Origin of the sequence: Streptomyces sp. NPDC001544 (assembly GCF_042894285.1) — a bacterium.
In the GTDB taxonomy this organism is placed as follows: domain Bacteria; phylum Actinomycetota; class Actinomycetes; order Streptomycetales; family Streptomycetaceae; genus Streptomyces.
The window spans coordinates 117,906-132,805 of sequence record NZ_JBIAVN010000017.1; the positions used below are offsets into that span (position 1 = coordinate 117,906).

Consider the following 14,900-nt stretch of genomic DNA (forward strand, 5'->3'; position numbering starts at 1 on the left):
CCTCTTTTGAACATTCGACCCCCGGACGACCAGCCCATCATGTCGCCGAAGACGTGGTCAAAGCACCCAGAAGACATCAGAACCCACTCTGTCCGCTAGCTGTCTGACGACTTGCCACCCGATCGAGGGGGTCCCACGGTGGCCCCCGCCTTGACTCCGCCGTCCTTGCCGGACGACGGGGCCTCGAAGGACTCCAACGCCTCCAACACGTCCTGGACGCGGGAGATCTCGGCGTTGATGTCCTCGCGCCGGCGCACCAGGACCTCCAGCTCGCGCTTGCCCTCCTCGACGGTGCGCCGGGCCTCGCGGATCGCCTCGGCCTTGAGCTCCTCGGCCTCCCTGACCAGCGTGGACTTCTTCTGCTCGGCCTCCTTGAGCAGCCCCTCCGCCTTCTTCACCGCGGCGATACGCACCTTGCCCGCCTCGGAGTTGGCCTCCGAGACGATCTCCTTGGCCTTCGCCTGCGCCTTGGCGAGCTGCTCCTCCGCGGCCTTGATGAGCGCGTCGCAGCGGTCGCCGGTCGACTTCATCGTCTCGGCGGCCTCGCGGCGGGCCCGCTCGTGCAGCTCCTCGATCTCGGCCGTGATCCGGTCGCGCAGCTCCTCCGCGCGCTCCCTGATGGCGGTCGCGTCCCGGCGGGCGCCGACCAGCAGCTCGTCCGCGTCCGTACGGGCCTTCTCCACCGTCGAGTTGCCCTCGACCCGGGCCTCGGACACCAGCCGCTCGGCCTCCTGCCGGGCGACGCCCACCATGGTGTCGGCCTGCGACTCGGCCTCCGCGGTGGTCTTCTGCGCCTGCTGCTGCGCCTCGGTCAGCAGCTTGTCGGCCTCGGCGGTGGTCTCCGAGATCAGCTTGTCGACCTGCTCCGCCGCCTCCGAACGCCGCTTGTTGGCGTCCTTGCGGGCCTCGTCCAGCGTCCGGTCGGCCTCCTCGCGCGCGACCGACATCAGCCGGTCGGCCTCCGCCTCCGCGTCCGCCCTGACCCGCTGCGACTCGGTGCGGATCCGCTCCGCCTGCTGCTGCGCCGAACCGACCGTCTCGGCGGCCTCCGCGCGCAGCCGCTCCGCGTCGCCGGAGGCGTCCGCGATCAGCTTCTCGGCCTTGGCGACCGCCTCGGCCCGCACCCGCTCCGCCTCGGCGGCCGTCTCCGACTGGAGCCGCTCGGCCTCGGCGATCGTCTCGGTCTGCAGCCGCTCGGCCTCGCTGCGCGCCTCGGTGATGAGCGTGTCCGCCTGTGTGGCGGCGTCCGAACGGATCCGGTTGGCGTCCTCCCGGGCCTCCGCACGGGCGCGCGCCGCCGACTGGTCGGCCTCCGCCAGCGCGTCCGACGCCTCGGTCCGCACCCGCTGGGCGTGCGCCGCGGCGTCCGCGCGCAGCCGCTCGGCCTCGGCGATCGCGTCCGCCATCGTGCGCTCGGCGAGCGCCTTCGCCGCCTCGGACTCCTCCTGCGCCTCGCGGCGCAGCCGGCCCGCGTCCTCGCTCGCCCGCTCCCGCTCGGCGTAGGCGTCGGCGCGGACCCGGTCCGCCTCCTGCTCGGCCTCCCGACGGGTACGGTCCGCCGCGTGCTCGGCGGCGGAGCGCAGCCCGGTGATCTCCTCCTGCGCCTGCTCGTGCAGCCCGGCGACGGAGTCCCGTACCTGCTGGGCGTGGAGCTCGGCCGCCGACACCATCTCGGTGGCGCGCCGGTCGGCCTCCTCCACCAGCCGGATCGCCTCGGCCTGCGCGTCCTCCACGCGCCGGCGCGCGGACGCCAGCAGTTCCTCGCTCTGCTCGCGGGCCCGCTCACGCTCCTGGTCGGCCTCCGCGCGCGCGGCACCGAGCAGTTCCTCGGCCTCGCGACGGCGGCGGGCGGCCTCCTCCTGGGCGGCGGCCAGCGTCTCGGACGCCTCCGCGGCGAGCCGCTCGGCGGCGGCCTGGGCCTCCGCCCGCACCCGGTCGGCGGTGTCCTGGGCCTCCGTCTTCAGCCGCTCGGCCTCGGCCGCGGCTTCCGAGCGCAGGCGTACGGCGATGGCCTCGCCCTCCGCCCGGGACGCGGACGCGTCCGACGCGGCCTCGTCACGCAGCCGCTCGGCCTCGGTCTCCGCCTGCTGCTGGAGCGTACGGATCCGGTCCGCGGCCTCGGCGCGCAGCCGCTCGGTCTCCTCGCCGGCCTCCCGGCGGATCCGCGCGGCCTCCTCCCGGGCGTCCGTCAGCGCCTGCTCGGCGGACGCGAGCCGCGCCTCGGCCTCCCCGTGCAGCCGGGTCAGCTCCTCGGCGGCCTCCGCCTGCCGGGCCTCGACCGCCCGCTCGGCCTCCTCGCGCAGCTCGCGTGCGGCCTGCTCGGCGTTCGAGGTGATGGTCTCGGCGAGCTCCACCGCCTCCTCGCGGGAGCGCTCGTTCTCCGCGCGGGTGCGCTCCAGGACCTCCTCGGCCTGCCGGCGCAGCGTCGTCGCGCGCTCGATGGCCTCGGTGCGGACCTTCTCGCTGTCCGTGGTCGCCTTCTGGCGCAGCTCGTCCGCGTCGGCCTTCGCCTTGGACAGCAGTTCCTCGGCCGACCGTGCGGCCTCCTCGATCTGCTGGACGGCCTCCTTGCGGGCCTCCGCGCGGATCTTCTCGCCCTCGGCGACCGCGTCGGAGCGCAGCTGCTCGGCCTCGCCTCGCAGCCGGCGGGCCTCCTCCTGCAGCTCGACCGTCTTGGCCCGGTACTCCTTGGTGTCGTCCTTGGCGGCGCCCTTGAGCTGCTCGGCGATGTCGTGCGCCTCGGCGCGCAGCCGGTCGGCCTCCGTCTCGGCCTCGCGCCGGATCCGCTCGGCCTCCTCGGCCGCGGCCTTGGTGGTGTTGCGGGCGTCCTCGGCCGCCTTGTTCAGCACGTCCTCGGCGGTCTTCGCCGCCTTGGACAGCTGGGTCGCGCTCTCCTCGGCGGTGAGCGTGCGGGCGTTCTCGGTCGCCTCCGCGACGATCCGTTCGGCCTCGGCACGGGCGTCCGCGACGAGCTGCTCGGCCTCGGAGCGGGTGCTCTCGGCCTCCTTGGTGGCCTCCTCGACCAGCCGGGCGACCTGCTCCTTCGCCGTGCGCGTGCGCTGCTCGTTGGTGGACTCGGCGCTGGTCAGGGCCTTGGCGGCAGCCTCCTTGGCCTCCGTGACCAGCTTCTCGGCCTCGGTCTGCGCCTTGCGCAGCGCCTCCTCGGCCTCGGCCATGCGCTGTTCGGCGGCCCGGCTCAGCTCACCGGCCTGGCGGCGGGCGGCGTCCGACTCCGTCGCGGTGGAGGCGCGTAGCTGTTCGGCGTGGTCGGTGGCCTCCTGGGCCTGGGTGGAGGCGGCGTTCAGCAGCCGCTCGGCGTCCGCGCGGGCACGGCGCAGCAACTGCTCGGCCTCCGCGCGGGCCGCCTCGGCGTCGCTCTGGAGGCGCTGGCGGGCCTCGGAGGTCAGCCGTTCGGCCTCCGCGCGGGCGGCGGCCATGGCCTGCTCGGCCTCGGCACGCGACTCCTCGAGGAGCCGGCGGGCCTGGGCCTCGGTGCGGGCACGCAACTGCTCGGCCCACGCCACGTTCTCGTTGACGTGCGACTCGACCGTCTGCCGGCGCTCGGCCAGCTCCTGGTCCAGTTGCTGCCGGCGGGCCACGGCCTCGGCGTGCAGCTCGGCCTGCAGCCGGGCCGCCTGCTCGGCGTGCTCCTGCAGGATCCGCTGGGTCTGCGCGCGGGCCTGGCTCAGCTCCCGCTCGGCGTCCTGGCGCAGCTGGTCGGCCTGGATCTGGGCGTTGCGCAGCAACTGTTCGGCCTGGTAGCCGATGTCACCGCCGTCGAACGCGGGCCGGGACATGATGGTGCGCCGCGCCTCGTGCAACTTGGCGCGCAGCACCTCGACCTGGTAGCCGAGGTCCTCGGCATGCTGGATCGCCTTTTCCCGCTCGGTCTTCAGCCGTTTCATCTCGGCCTCGAACCGAGAGAGGTGGTCGACGTCAGCCGCCGGCTCTCGCTCCTGGCTCTCGTAGCCCCGCACTGCGCGGTCCCATCCGTCCCCTGGTCGCAAGCCTGTCCAAACGAGCTCCGTCCATCCGCCGGACGGGGCCCCCGGGGAATGGTGTCAGATCAACGGCGGAGCACGGGCTGCTGCCCCGACGCTCGTCCCCCGAAACCTGGACCCCGGTGGTCCTGCCCCTGACGGCAGGACCGGGTCGTCCCGTGTTCGGGGACGACCGCCCCCAACCCTACCGGCCCCTATGTACGAGGGTCAGTGCTCAGGTGTCTCAACAGGTGCGGATGTGACCAGTTCTGTCAGTACGCCGTGGCAGTCCTTGGGGTGCAGGAAGGTGATCCGCGACCCCATGGAGCCGCGTCGTGGCTCCTCGTACAGAACGCGTACGCCCTTCTCCCCGATGGCGGCGGCGTCCTGGTCCACATCCGCCGTACCGAAGGCGATGTGGTGGACGCCCTCCCCGTTCTTCGCCAGCCACTTGCCGACCGCGGAGTCCTCGCGGGTCGGTTCGAGCAACTGGAGGTACGAGGCCCCGCCGTCGGACGTCTCGTTGATCTTGAGCATGGCCTCCCGCACGCCCTGCTCCTCGTTGACCTCGGTGTGGAACACCTCGAAGCCGTACGTGGCCCGGTAGAACTCGACGGTCGCGTCGAGGTCGTGGCAGGCGATCCCGATGTGGTCGATTCGCGTCAGCATGGTGTCAGTGCACCGCTCCTCGGGGGGTTACGCAACGTGCGAGCGATCACACCGACAGCCAGATGACGGGGTGCGGTACCGGTCAGTACATTCGAAGTAAACCCTCGTTCACTCCTCAGCTCGTGCAGCTGAAAGGGGATCCCACCTCATGTCAGGATCGAACAGCACGACCTCCGTCATCGTCGCGGGTGCCCGTACCCCGATGGGGCGGCTGCTCGGCTCGCTGAAGTCGTTCTCCGGAGCCGACCTCGGCGGCTTCGCGATCAAGGCCGCCCTCGACCGTGCGGGGATCGGTGGCGACCAGGTGCAGTACGTGATCATGGGCCAGGTGCTGCAGGCCGGCGTGGGCCAGATCCCGGCCCGCCAGGCCGCGGTCAAGGCGGGCATCCCGATGAACGTCCCGGCGCTCACCGTCAACAAGGTGTGTCTGTCCGGCCTCGACGCCATCGCCCTCGCGGACCAGTTGATCCGTGCGGGTGAGTTCGAGGTGGTCGTCGCCGGCGGCCAGGAGTCCATGACCAACGCGCCCCACCTGCTGCCGAAGTCCCGCGACGGCTTCAAGTACGGCGCCGTCGAGATGCTCGACGCCATGGCGTACGACGGTCTGACCGACGCCTTCGAGGGCATCGCCATGGGCGAGTCCACGGAGAAGCACAACACGCGGCTCGGCATCAAGCGCCCCGAGCAGGACGAGATCGCCGCCCTGTCGCACCAGCGGGCCGCCGCCGCCCAGAAGAACGGCGTCTTCGAGGCCGAGATCACCCCGGTGGAGATCCCGCAGCGCAAGGGCGAGCCGGTCGTCTTCAGCAAGGACGAGGGCATCCGCGGCGACACCACGGCCGAGTCCCTGGGCAAGCTGCGCCCGGCCTTCACCAAGGACGGCACGATCACGGCCGGCTCCTCGTCGCAGATCTCCGACGGCGCCGCCGCCGTGGTCGTCATGAGCAAGGCCAAGGCCGAGGAACTGGGCCTGGACTGGATCGCCGAGATCGGCGCCCACGGCAATGTGGCGGGACCGGACAACTCGCTGCAGTCCCAGCCGTCCAACGCGATCCTGCACGCCCTGAAGAAGGAGGGCCTGGAGGTCTCCGACCTCGACCTCATCGAGATCAACGAGGCCTTCGCCGCCGTCGCGGTCCAGTCAATGAAGGACCTCGGGGTGTCCACGGAAAGGGTGAACGTCAACGGCGGCGCCATCGCCCTCGGCCACCCCATCGGGATGTCCGGCGCCCGTCTGGTCCTGCACCTGGCCCTGGAGCTGAAGCGCCGGGGCGGCGGGGTCGGCGCGGCCGCGCTGTGCGGCGGCGGCGGCCAGGGCGACGCGCTGATCGTCCGCGTGCCCAAGGCGTGAGTACGTTTCCGAAGCGAACGGAGCTGTGATGCAGGACGTCTCCTCACTGGTGGCCGGGGCCAGGGAAGGCCGGCCGCGGGCCGTGGCCCGGCTGATCTCCCTGGTGGAGGGGGCGTCCCCGCAGCTCAGAGAGGTCATGGCGGCTCTCGCCCCGCTGACCGGGAACGCGTACGTGGTCGGTCTCACCGGCTCCCCGGGGGTCGGCAAGTCGACCTCGACCTCGGCGCTGGTGACCGCGTACCGCAAACAGGGCAAACGGGTGGGGGTCCTCGCGGTGGACCCCTCCTCGCCGTTCTCCGGCGGCGCCCTGCTCGGCGACCGGATCCGTATGTCCGACCACGTCTCCGACCCCGGCGTCTACATCCGCTCCATGGCCACGCGCGGCCACCTGGGCGGCCTGGCCTGGGCGGCCCCGCAGGCGATCCGCGTGCTGGACGCGGCGGGCTGCGACGTGATCCTGGTCGAGACGGTCGGCGTCGGCCAGTCGGAGGTGGAGATCGCCTCCCAGGCCGACACCTCGGTGGTCCTCCTGGCCCCGGGCATGGGCGACGGCATCCAGGCCGCCAAGGCGGGCATCCTGGAGATCGGCGACGTGTACGTCGTCAACAAGGCCGACCGCGACGGCGCGGACGCCACGGCCCGCGAGCTCAACCACATGCTGGGCCTCGGCGAGTCCCGCGGCCCCGGCGACTGGCGCCCGCCCATCGTCAAGACGGTCGCCGCCCGCGCGGAGGGCGTCGACGAGGTCGTCGAGGCCCTGGAGAAGCACCGCGCCTGGATGGAGGAGCGCGGCGTCCTCGCCGAACGCCGCCTCGCCCGCGCGGCCCGCGAGGTGGAGAGCATCGCCGTCACCGCCCTGCGCGAACGCATCGCCGACCTCCACGGCGACCGCCGCCTCGGCGCACTGGCGGAGCGGATCGTCGCCGGCGAACTGGACCCGTACCGGGCGGCGGACGAGCTGGTCGCGGGGCTGACGGAGGGCTGAGCGGCGACGGCGTCCCGGCTCGGCGGGGGCGTCACCCCGGGAGTCCGGGACCGGCTGGCGGTGGTCCGAAAAACGGGTGCCCGTCGGAACCCCGTGCTGCTAGCTTCACCGGCATGTTCCTCCTCTTGGCATAGAGCGCGCGCCGCACCCGCGCCCGGCAGGCCCGTCGGCCGTCGGTGGCGCGGGACTCCGGTGTCCCCTCTTCCGCCTCAAGCCGAGGAACCGACTCATGTCCGCGCTCACTTCGTCGCGCCCTTCTCCCGCGCCCAGGCCGTCCTACGCCGCCGTCCTGCGCGTCCCGCACGCCCGCCGCACCTTCGCCGCCGCACTGGCGGCCCGCCTGTCGTACGGCACGGTCGGGCTGGCCGTGATGCTGGCGGTGACCCGGGCGACCGGCTCGTACGCCGTCTCCGGGACGGTGATGGCCGTGTTCGGCGCCGCCACCGTCTTCCTCATGCCGTTACGCGCCGCGCTGGTCGACCGGCACGGCGCGCGCCGGGCCCTGATCCCCATGGCGTCGCTGTACGGCGCCCTGCTGTGCGCCCTGGCGGCACTGACCTGGCGCCCGGGCACCCCGTCGGTGCTCCTCGGCACGGTCGCCGCTCTCGCCGGTGCCTGCGCGCCCCCGCTGGGCCCCACCATGCGCACGGTGTGGGCCGGCCTCCTGGACGACCCCCGGCTCGTGCAGCGGGCCTACAGCCTGGACGGGGTCGCCGAGGAACTGCTGTACGTCTCCGGCCCGGCACTGGTCGGCGTCCTCGTCCGCTTCGCGCCACCGGCGGCCGGGGTGGCCCTGAGTGCGCTGCTGATCGTGGCCGGGACCTGTGCGTTCGTGGCCTCCCCGGCCATGCCCGGGCCCCGCGCCGCCGTGCCGAAGGGCACGCCCGGACGCCGGTTCGACCGCAGGCTGCGCTCCCCGGTGGCCGTCGCCGCCGGCGTGGGCCTCGCGCTCAGCGGCACGGAGCTGCTGGTGATGGCCCTCGCGACCGAGCGCTCGTACGACGCCGCCGTGGTCCCCTGGATCCTGGCCGCGCTCTCGGCGGGCAGCGCGGTGGGTGGGCTGCTCAACGGGGCGGTCGACTGGCACAGGCCGGCGCGGGTGCGTCTGGCGTCGTTCGCCGCCGGCCTCGGCCTGGTGCTGGCCGTCACGGGGCTCGCGCCCGGGGTGTGGGTCCTGACGGCGGCCGTCGCGAGCGCGGGCCTGTTCATCGCCCCGGCCCTGACGACGGCGTACCTCCTCGCGGAGGAGACGGCGTCCCCGGGGTCCCGGACGCAGGCGGGGGCCTGGGTGAACACCGCGGTGAACGCGGGCAGCTCGGGCGGTTCGCTGCTCGCCGGGATGCTGATCGGCCGGGTGCCGGTCGCGGTGTGCTTCGTACTGGCGGGCGGGGTGGCGCTGGCGGCCGGTGCGGCCTGCCTCGTGGCTCCGGGCGCCGCGGAAGCCCCGGGCGCCGTGAAAAAGGGAGCGGCAGGCGACACCTGAACAGCCGCCTGCCGCTCCCGTACCCCCGCCCAGGTCAGGGACGTCCCCGCTGCCCCCGCAGATGCTCGGCGATCGGCCTCAGCGCCTTGTCCAGCTCCAGCAGCGCCTCGGGCGAGAGCAGGTCGATGAAGTGCTTCCGCACGGACGCCACATGGTGCGGGGCGACCTTCTTCATGGTCTCCATGCCGTGCTCGGTCAGCACGGCGTAGAGCCCGCGGCGGTCGGACTCGCAGTTCTCCCGGCGCACCAGGTTCGCGTTCTCCATACGCGTGATCTGGTGCGAGAGCCGACTCTTGGACTGGAGGGTCGCGGAGGCGAGGTCGCTCATCCGCATCCGCACGTCCTCGGACTCGGAGAGGTTCACGAGGATCTCGTAGTCGTTCATCGTCAGGCCGAAGGGCTGCAGATCCCTCTCGAGCTGGTACGTCAACAGCCTGTTGACCTCCAGGTGGGTGCGCCAGGCGCACTGCTCCGCATCGGTCAGCCAGCGCGTGGCCGTTTCGGTCTCCATGAATGAAGTCTACCTAAAATGTTGAAAAGCGAACTAATGAGGGTGGTGTGACAGTGCGCACGCGTTCGACGTCACACTCCGCAGACTACCGCTCACAGCCCGAAGCGACGCTGGAGGTCCCCGAGCTGTCCGGGAAGACGCGGTGTTCCCGGCGGTTGCGCTCCGTGTCCACCCGGCCCTCCCGCGCCACCGCCGGGCACGCCCGGCTCGTGCGGCACCGCACCCGTGGCCTGCTCCGCCATCAGTGTCTCCGTCGACTGCAGCAGCACCGTCCCGGCCCCGACGAACTCGAACTGGTGCTCCTCCCCGGAGGCCCCGCCGAGCCCCGTCATCGCACGTAGACCGCCCATGACGCCCGTCAGGTACCCGTGGTCGTAGTGATGGCACGGGGACGGGCAGTCGGCCCAGCCGACGAGCGCCTGCGGGTCCACCCGGATGGGGGGTTCCATGAACACCACCGGGCCGTTAGATGCGGCCACGAACTTTCCGGTTCCGATGAGTGTCAGAAAACCTGGCACGATCGACTGCTTGAGAGCGAGACTTGGCTGAAAAGCGAGCAAGTTGCCCGAGCGAATGGTCAGGTTGCCGTCGTCCAGGTCGTAGGAGTTCACGTCGAACGCCCGGTCGGCGAGGAGCATCTTCCCCGAGCCCTCCGCCACCACCCAGTCGCTCGCGTGCAGAGGCGAATGAAAGGAAGTGCGGACAAGCCGGTCGAGCCGGCCGTGTCCGACGCCGTTGAACTCGATCGCCCCGTAGTAGGCGATCATCTTCCCCTTCTGCAGGAACCACTGCCCACTCTTGAGCTCGACGCAGAAGGTGTACTTGTTGACGTTGTCGTCGACGGGCAGCGTCATGGGGTCGTACACCACGGGCCCGCCGGGGGTTCCGTACCCGGGCCCACCGGGGATTCCGTACCCGCTCACAGCTTCTCCTCCGAGGCCTGGACGAACACCGTGCCGCTGCCGCTGAGTTCCAGCTGGAACGCCTCGCCGGACCCGCGCCCCACCATGTCGCGCCAGCCGAGCGCGGTGGACAGTTTGTTGCGCACGTCGCCGTGGTGGGCGACGTACGCCTGCGGGTCGACGTGGACGGCCCGCTGCGGTGTGATCGGGATCTCGAAGACCCCGCCGTGCGCCATCACCGCCACCGCCCCGTGCCCCTTCAGGGTCGTCGTGAACAGGCCCTGTCCGGTGACCTGCCCCCGCACCATCCCCATCACCCCGCCCTGCGAGCCCATGAACATCGTCCCCTGCTGGAGCGTGCCCTCGAAGGCCAGCAGCCGGTCCGCCTCCACGTAGAGGGTGTCGCCGGAGAGGTTGATGACGTGGACGTGGTGCCCGCCGTGCCCGAAGAAGACCGTCCCGCTGCCCTCGACGGTCATCAGGGGAGTGACCTCACCGGCGACCCGCCGCCCGAGCATCGACATCAGTCCCCCCTGGCCGCCCTGGATGTTCGGGGTGAAGGAGACGTCCCCCTTGTAGGCGAGCATCGCGCCGCGCTGACTGAACAGCCGCTGCCCGGGCAGGACGGTGGCCTCGACCATCTTCGAGTTGATCTCGTGCAGCGCCATGTCACACGTCCCCCGCGATCGTGTTCCGCTCACTGGGCTGGACGTACACCAGCCCGTCCCCTTCGAACCGGATCTGGAACGCCTCGCCGCCGCCCTCGCCGAGGAAGGTGCGGAAGGTCACACCGGACTGGAAGGACTGCCGGACGTTCCCCTGGTGGGCGACGTAGGCCCCCGGGTCCACGATCAGCGGGTACTGGGGGCTCACCCGCAGCACGACCGCCGGCCCGTCCGACATGATCGCGGCCTGCCCGTGCCCCTCGACGGTCGTCGTGAACAGCCCGTTGCCCTGGGATGCGCCGCGCAGCCCGGTGAAGGTCGTCCCGGTCCTCAGCCCGGCGTCGGTGGCGAGCAGGTTGCTCGACTCCACGTACAGCTTGTCCCCCTGGAGGGCGACGAGATTGATCTCCGCGGCCCGGTCGGCGAACCAGCACGTCCCGTGCCCCTTCACCTCCATCACGGTCATCTGCTCACCGGTGAGCCGCCGGGTCACCATCCCCCGCAGACCCTCACCGCCCCCGCTCAGCTTCTTGAAGGCCATCTGCCCGTCGTACGCGACCATGGAGCCGTTCTTCGCCTTGACGGCATCACCGGTCATGTCGACGGCGAGCACCTTGCTTCCTTGAAGTCGGAACATCGCCACGGGGTGAAGGTAGCGGGAGGCCGGTGTCGCCGACAGTGCCTGTTCCGCCCCGGCGCCCGGTCCGCGCCGCGCGTTTGCCACAATGGGCGGAAGTTTGTGCACGCGTTCACAAGTCAGCGCTGCGCTTGCCGTCGACCTCTCTCCCACCGAAGGTGACCCGTGGACATCAAGACCGCCACCGCCCTCCGCCGTCTCCGCCTGGTCTCCGCTCCAGAGGCCGTGTCCTTCCTCGTCCTGCTCGTCTGCTCGGTGCTGAAGCGGACCACGGACTTCAACGCGGTGCCCGTGATGGGCGCGGTCCACGGTGTGCTGTTCATCCTGTACGTGATCTTCTGGGCCGACGCCTGGAACCGCGCCAAGTGGGACAAGAAGACCGGCGCCCTCTACTTCGTGCTCTCGGTCCTGCCCACCGGTGGCTTCTTCGCCGAGCGCAAGCTCCGCCGGGAGGTCGAGTCCGCGCTCATCGCCGCCCGCGCCCGCAAGGAGAAGGAAGGAGTCGTGAACGCATGATCGTCGCATTCTCCGTGACGCCCCTGGGCGTCGGCGAGGACGTGGGGGAGTACGTCGCCGACGCCGTCCGCGTGGTCCGCGAGTCGGGCCTGCCGAACCGCACCGACGCCATGTTCACCTCCATCGAGGGCGAGTGGGACGAGGTCATGGCCGTCGTCAGGCGTGCCGTCGCCGTCGTGGAGGCACGGGCCCCTCGGGTGTCGCTGGTACTCAAGGCGGACATCCGTCCCGGGGTGACCGACGGCCTCACCTCGAAGGTCGAGACCGTCGAACGGCATCTGGCCGGCTAGCCGGCACGGGTCCGTGGCCGCCGCGGGGGCGACGGCACGGATCCCGTGGCCGCCGCGGAGGTGACGGCACGGATCGCGTGGCCGCCGCGGAGGTGACCGAAGGCCGAGACGGAGCTGACCGGCATGTGACCGGCGGGTAGGGTCTGATGACGTGCCGAAGCCTCTCAGTCTTCCCTTCGACCCCATCGCCCGTGCCGACGAGCTCTGGAAGCAGCGTTGGGGAAACGTGCCGTCGATGGCCGCGATCACCTCGATCATGCGGGCGCACCAGATCCTGCTGGCGGAGGTCGACGCGGTGGTCAAGCCGTACGGGCTGACCTTCGCGCGGTACGAAGCGCTGGTGCTGCTCACCTTCTCCAAGGCCGGGGAACTGCCGATGTCCAAGATCGGTGAGCGGCTCATGGTGCACCCCACCTCGGTGACGAACACCGTCGACCGGCTGGTGAAGTCCGGGCTGGTGGCCAGGCGGCCCAACCCGAACGACGGGCGCGGCACGCTCGCCACCATCACGGCCAAGGGGCGCGAGGTGGTCGACGCGGCCACCCGGGACCTGATGGCGATGGACTTCGGGCTCGGCTGCTATGACGCCGAGGAGTGCGCGGAGATCTTCGCCATGCTCCGCCCGCTCAGGATCGCGGCGCACGACTTCGACGAGGACTGAGCCGGGAGCCGCCCGGCAGGGGTCCCCGGGACCCGGTCGGGCGCCGACCCGGGACAAGATCTCCCGGAACGGGCGGTTACGCTCGACGGCATGAAAAAGAACGTGCTGACCCGCTACCGCGTCATGGCCTACACCACCGGTGTGCTGCTGGTGCTGCTGTGCCTGAGCATGATCGCGAAGTACGGGCTTCACATGGACGGCGCGGCCGACTTCACCCGCGTCGTCGCCATCGCCCACGGCTGGCTGTACGTCCTCTACCTGGTCTTCGCCTTCGACCTCGGCTCCAAGGCGAAGTGGCCGGTCGGCAAGCAGCTGTGGGTGCTGCTCGCGGGAACGGTGCCGACCGCCGCCTTCTTCGTCGAGCGGAAGATCAGCCACGAGCTGGAGTCCAAGATCGCGGACCAGGCCCCGGCCGTGGCCAAGGCGTAGCCCCGGCCCCGCACCGGACGGGTCACGTTCCGCCGGACGGGTCACGCTCCACCGCCGCCCGAGACTCGCGCGGCGGTCAGCCGTCGACATTTACTTGGACGTCCTAGTAAATTCGGGGGTATGGACGCTGACGCCATCGAGGACGGCCGCCGACGCTGGCAGGCCCGCTACGACGCCGCGCGCAAGCGCGACGCTGACTTCACGACGCTCTCCGGCGATGCCGTCGAGCCCGTGTACGGACCCCGGCCGGGGGACACGTACGAAGGCTTCGAGCGGATCGGCTGGCCGGGGGAGTACCCCTTCACGCGCGGCCTCTACCCGACCGGCTACCGCGGGCGCACATGGACCATCCGGCAGTTCGCCGGGTTCGGCAACGCCGAGCAGACCAACGAGCGCTACAAGATGATCCTGGCCGCCGGCGGCGGCGGTCTCTCGGTCGCCTTCGACATGCCGACGCTGATGGGCCGCGACTCCGACGACCCGCGCTCGCTGGGCGAGGTCGGCCACTGCGGGGTGGCCATCGACTCCGCGGCGGACATGGAGGTCCTGTTCAAGGACATCCCCCTGGGCGACGTGACGACGTCCATGACCATCAGCGGGCCGGCCGTGCCCGTCTTCTGCATGTACCTGGTCGCCGCCGAACGGCAGGGCGTGGACCCGTCGGTCCTCAACGGCACGCTGCAGACCGACATCTTCAAGGAGTACATCGCCCAGAAGGAGTGGCTCTTCCAGCCCGAGCCCCATCTGCGGCTGATCGGCGACCTGATGGAGCACTGCGCGGCCGGCATCCCCGCGTACAAGCCGCTGTCCGTCTCCGGCTACCACATCCGCGAGGCGGGATCGACGGCCGCGCAGGAACTGGCGTACACGCTCGCGGACGGCTTCGGCTATGTCGAGCTGGGCCTGTCGCGCGGCCTGGACGTCGACGTCTTCGCACCCGGCCTGTCCTTCTTCTTCGACGCCCACGTCGACTTCTTCGAGGAGATCGCCAAGTTCCGGGCCGCGCGGCGGATCTGGGCGCGGTGGATGCGGGACGTGTACGGGGCGAAGAGCGAGAAGGCGCAGTGGCTGCGCTTCCACACGCAGACCGCGGGGGTCTCGCTGACCGCCCAGCAGCCGTACAACAACGTGGTGCGCACGGCGGTCGAGGCGCTGGCGGCGGTCCTGGGCGGCACGAACTCGCTGCACACCAACGCACTGGACGAGACGCTGGCCCTGCCCTCCGAACAGGCCGCGGAGATCGCCCTGCGCACGCAGCAGGTGCTGATGGAGGAGACCGGCGTCGCCAACGTGGCCGACCCACTGGGCGGTTCCTGGTACGTCGAGCAGCTCACCGACCGGATCGAGGCCGACGCCGAGAAGATCTTCGACCAGATCAAGGAGCGGGGCCTGCGGGCCCACCCCGACGGCCGGCACCCGATCGGTCCGATCACCTCCGGCATCCTGCGCGGAATCGAGGACGGCTGGTTCACCGGCGAGATCGCCGAGTCCGCGTTCCGCTACCAGCAGGCGCTGGAGAAGGGCGACAAGAAGGTGGTCGGCGTCAACGTCGCCACCGGCTCCGTCACCGGCGACCTGGAGATCCTGCGGGTCAGCCACGAGGTGGAGCGCGAGCAGGTCCGGGTCCTCGGCACCCGCAAGGCGGCGCGTGACGACGCCCGGGTGCGGGCGGCCCTGGACGCCATGCTGGCCGCCGCCCGCTCCGGCGCCAACATGATCGAGCCCATGCTGGACGCGGTGCGCGCGGAGGCGACACTGGGGGAGATCTGCGGGGTGCTGCGGGACGAGTGGGGGGTGTACACGGAGCCGGCCGGATTCTGA

The 14,900-nt window shown here is 71.5% G+C and carries 14 protein-coding genes; 8 read left to right on the forward strand and 6 right to left on the reverse strand.

What is annotated here, in order from left to right; all coding sequences use genetic code 11:
* Positions 1-95 precede the first annotated feature (95 nt).
* Together scy and mce are read right to left on the reverse strand one after the other, a co-directional pair.
* Entirely contained in the window at positions 96-3,977 is a 3,882-nt protein-coding gene (scy, locus tag ACFY0F_RS31970; protein WP_388802062.1) for a polarized growth protein Scy, read from the reverse strand.
* A gap of 231 nt (positions 3,978-4,208) precedes the next feature.
* Positions 4,209-4,649, reverse strand: a complete 441-nt coding sequence (mce, locus tag ACFY0F_RS31975; protein ID WP_388802065.1) for a methylmalonyl-CoA epimerase — start codon at positions 4,647-4,649, stop codon at positions 4,209-4,211.
* 148 nt (positions 4,650-4,797) lie between these two features.
* On the opposite strand from mce, the gene ACFY0F_RS31980 reads away from it, so the two are divergent.
* The 3 genes from ACFY0F_RS31980 (at position 4,798) to ACFY0F_RS31990 (ending at position 8,468) form a co-directional block, all read left to right on the forward strand.
* Positions 4,798-6,000, forward strand: coding sequence for an acetyl-CoA C-acetyltransferase (locus ACFY0F_RS31980; protein WP_388802067.1), 1,203 nt, complete (start codon positions 4,798-4,800; stop codon positions 5,998-6,000).
* Positions 6,001-6,028: 28 nt separating this feature from the next.
* Positions 6,029-6,985: a methylmalonyl Co-A mutase-associated GTPase MeaB gene (meaB, locus tag ACFY0F_RS31985; RefSeq protein ID WP_388802070.1), complete on the forward strand. Its 957-nt coding sequence runs from the start codon at positions 6,029-6,031 to the stop codon at positions 6,983-6,985.
* Between the two features lie 229 nt (positions 6,986-7,214).
* Positions 7,215-8,468, forward strand: coding sequence for an MFS transporter (locus ACFY0F_RS31990; RefSeq protein WP_388802072.1), 1,254 nt, complete (start codon positions 7,215-7,217; stop codon positions 8,466-8,468).
* Between the two features lie 34 nt (positions 8,469-8,502).
* On the opposite strand, the gene ACFY0F_RS31995 is transcribed toward ACFY0F_RS31990, so the two are convergent.
* The 4 genes from ACFY0F_RS31995 to ACFY0F_RS32010 form a co-directional block, all read right to left on the reverse strand.
* Positions 8,503-8,979: a MarR family winged helix-turn-helix transcriptional regulator gene (locus tag ACFY0F_RS31995; RefSeq protein ID WP_388802075.1), complete on the reverse strand. Its 477-nt coding sequence runs from the start codon at positions 8,977-8,979 to the stop codon at positions 8,503-8,505.
* A 92-nt stretch (positions 8,980-9,071) separates the two neighbouring features.
* The gene (locus ACFY0F_RS32000; protein WP_388802213.1) at positions 9,072-9,833 is read right to left on the reverse strand and encodes an AIM24 family protein; all 762 of its coding nucleotides are present in this window, start codon (positions 9,831-9,833) and stop codon (positions 9,072-9,074) included.
* A gap of 65 nt (positions 9,834-9,898) precedes the next feature.
* The gene (locus ACFY0F_RS32005; RefSeq protein WP_388802078.1) at positions 9,899-10,549 is read right to left on the reverse strand and encodes an AIM24 family protein; all 651 of its coding nucleotides are present in this window, start codon (positions 10,547-10,549) and stop codon (positions 9,899-9,901) included.
* 1 nt (position 10,550) lies between these two features.
* The gene (locus tag ACFY0F_RS32010) at positions 10,551-11,183 is read right to left on the reverse strand and encodes an AIM24 family protein (protein WP_388802216.1); all 633 of its coding nucleotides are present in this window, start codon (positions 11,181-11,183) and stop codon (positions 10,551-10,553) included.
* A 165-nt stretch (positions 11,184-11,348) separates the two neighbouring features.
* Here ACFY0F_RS32010 and ACFY0F_RS32015 point away from each other — a divergent pair, with 165 nt between their 5' ends.
* From ACFY0F_RS32015 to ACFY0F_RS32035, 5 genes are all read left to right on the forward strand, one after another.
* The gene (locus ACFY0F_RS32015) at positions 11,349-11,699 is read left to right on the forward strand and encodes a DUF3817 domain-containing protein (protein WP_388802081.1); all 351 of its coding nucleotides are present in this window, start codon (positions 11,349-11,351) and stop codon (positions 11,697-11,699) included.
* Positions 11,696-11,989: an MTH1187 family thiamine-binding protein gene (locus ACFY0F_RS32020; protein WP_388802084.1), complete on the forward strand. Its 294-nt coding sequence runs from the start codon at positions 11,696-11,698 to the stop codon at positions 11,987-11,989. Before ACFY0F_RS32015 ends, ACFY0F_RS32020 begins: the two co-directional genes overlap by 4 nt.
* A 151-nt stretch (positions 11,990-12,140) precedes the next feature.
* Entirely contained in the window at positions 12,141-12,650 is a 510-nt protein-coding gene (locus ACFY0F_RS32025) for a MarR family winged helix-turn-helix transcriptional regulator (RefSeq protein WP_388802087.1), read from the forward strand.
* 90 nt (positions 12,651-12,740) lie between these two features.
* A complete protein-coding gene (locus ACFY0F_RS32030; RefSeq protein ID WP_388802090.1) occupies positions 12,741-13,079 on the forward strand; it encodes a DUF3817 domain-containing protein in 339 nt (112 codons plus the stop codon).
* A gap of 120 nt (positions 13,080-13,199) precedes the next feature.
* Entirely contained in the window at positions 13,200-14,900 is a 1,701-nt protein-coding gene (locus ACFY0F_RS32035; protein ID WP_388802093.1) for a methylmalonyl-CoA mutase, read from the forward strand.

Bases quoted from the DNA above. Each gene is read 5' to 3' on its own strand.
- ACFY0F_RS31990 (WP_388802072.1), top strand. From the start codon at position 7,215: ATGTCCGCGCTCACTTCGTCGCGCCCTTCTCCCGCGCCCAGGCCGTCC.
- mce (WP_388802065.1), bottom strand. From the start codon at position 4,649: ATGCTGACGCGAATCGACCACATCGGGATCGCCTGCCACGACCTCGAC.
- ACFY0F_RS32010 (WP_388802216.1), bottom strand. From the start codon at position 11,183: ATGTTCCGACTTCAAGGAAGCAAGGTGCTCGCCGTCGACATGACCGGT.
- ACFY0F_RS31980 (WP_388802067.1), top strand. From the start codon at position 4,798: ATGTCAGGATCGAACAGCACGACCTCCGTCATCGTCGCGGGTGCCCGT.
- ACFY0F_RS32005 (WP_388802078.1), bottom strand. From the start codon at position 10,549: ATGGCGCTGCACGAGATCAACTCGAAGATGGTCGAGGCCACCGTCCTG.
- ACFY0F_RS31995 (WP_388802075.1), bottom strand. From the start codon at position 8,979: ATGGAGACCGAAACGGCCACGCGCTGGCTGACCGATGCGGAGCAGTGC.
- meaB (WP_388802070.1), top strand. From the start codon at position 6,029: ATGCAGGACGTCTCCTCACTGGTGGCCGGGGCCAGGGAAGGCCGGCCG.
- ACFY0F_RS32030 (WP_388802090.1), top strand. From the start codon at position 12,741: ATGAAAAAGAACGTGCTGACCCGCTACCGCGTCATGGCCTACACCACC.
- ACFY0F_RS32020 (WP_388802084.1), top strand. From the start codon at position 11,696: ATGATCGTCGCATTCTCCGTGACGCCCCTGGGCGTCGGCGAGGACGTG.
- ACFY0F_RS32000 (WP_388802213.1), bottom strand. From the start codon at position 9,833: ATGACGCTGCCCGTCGACGACAACGTCAACAAGTACACCTTCTGCGTC.
- ACFY0F_RS32035 (WP_388802093.1), top strand. From the start codon at position 13,200: ATGGACGCTGACGCCATCGAGGACGGCCGCCGACGCTGGCAGGCCCGC.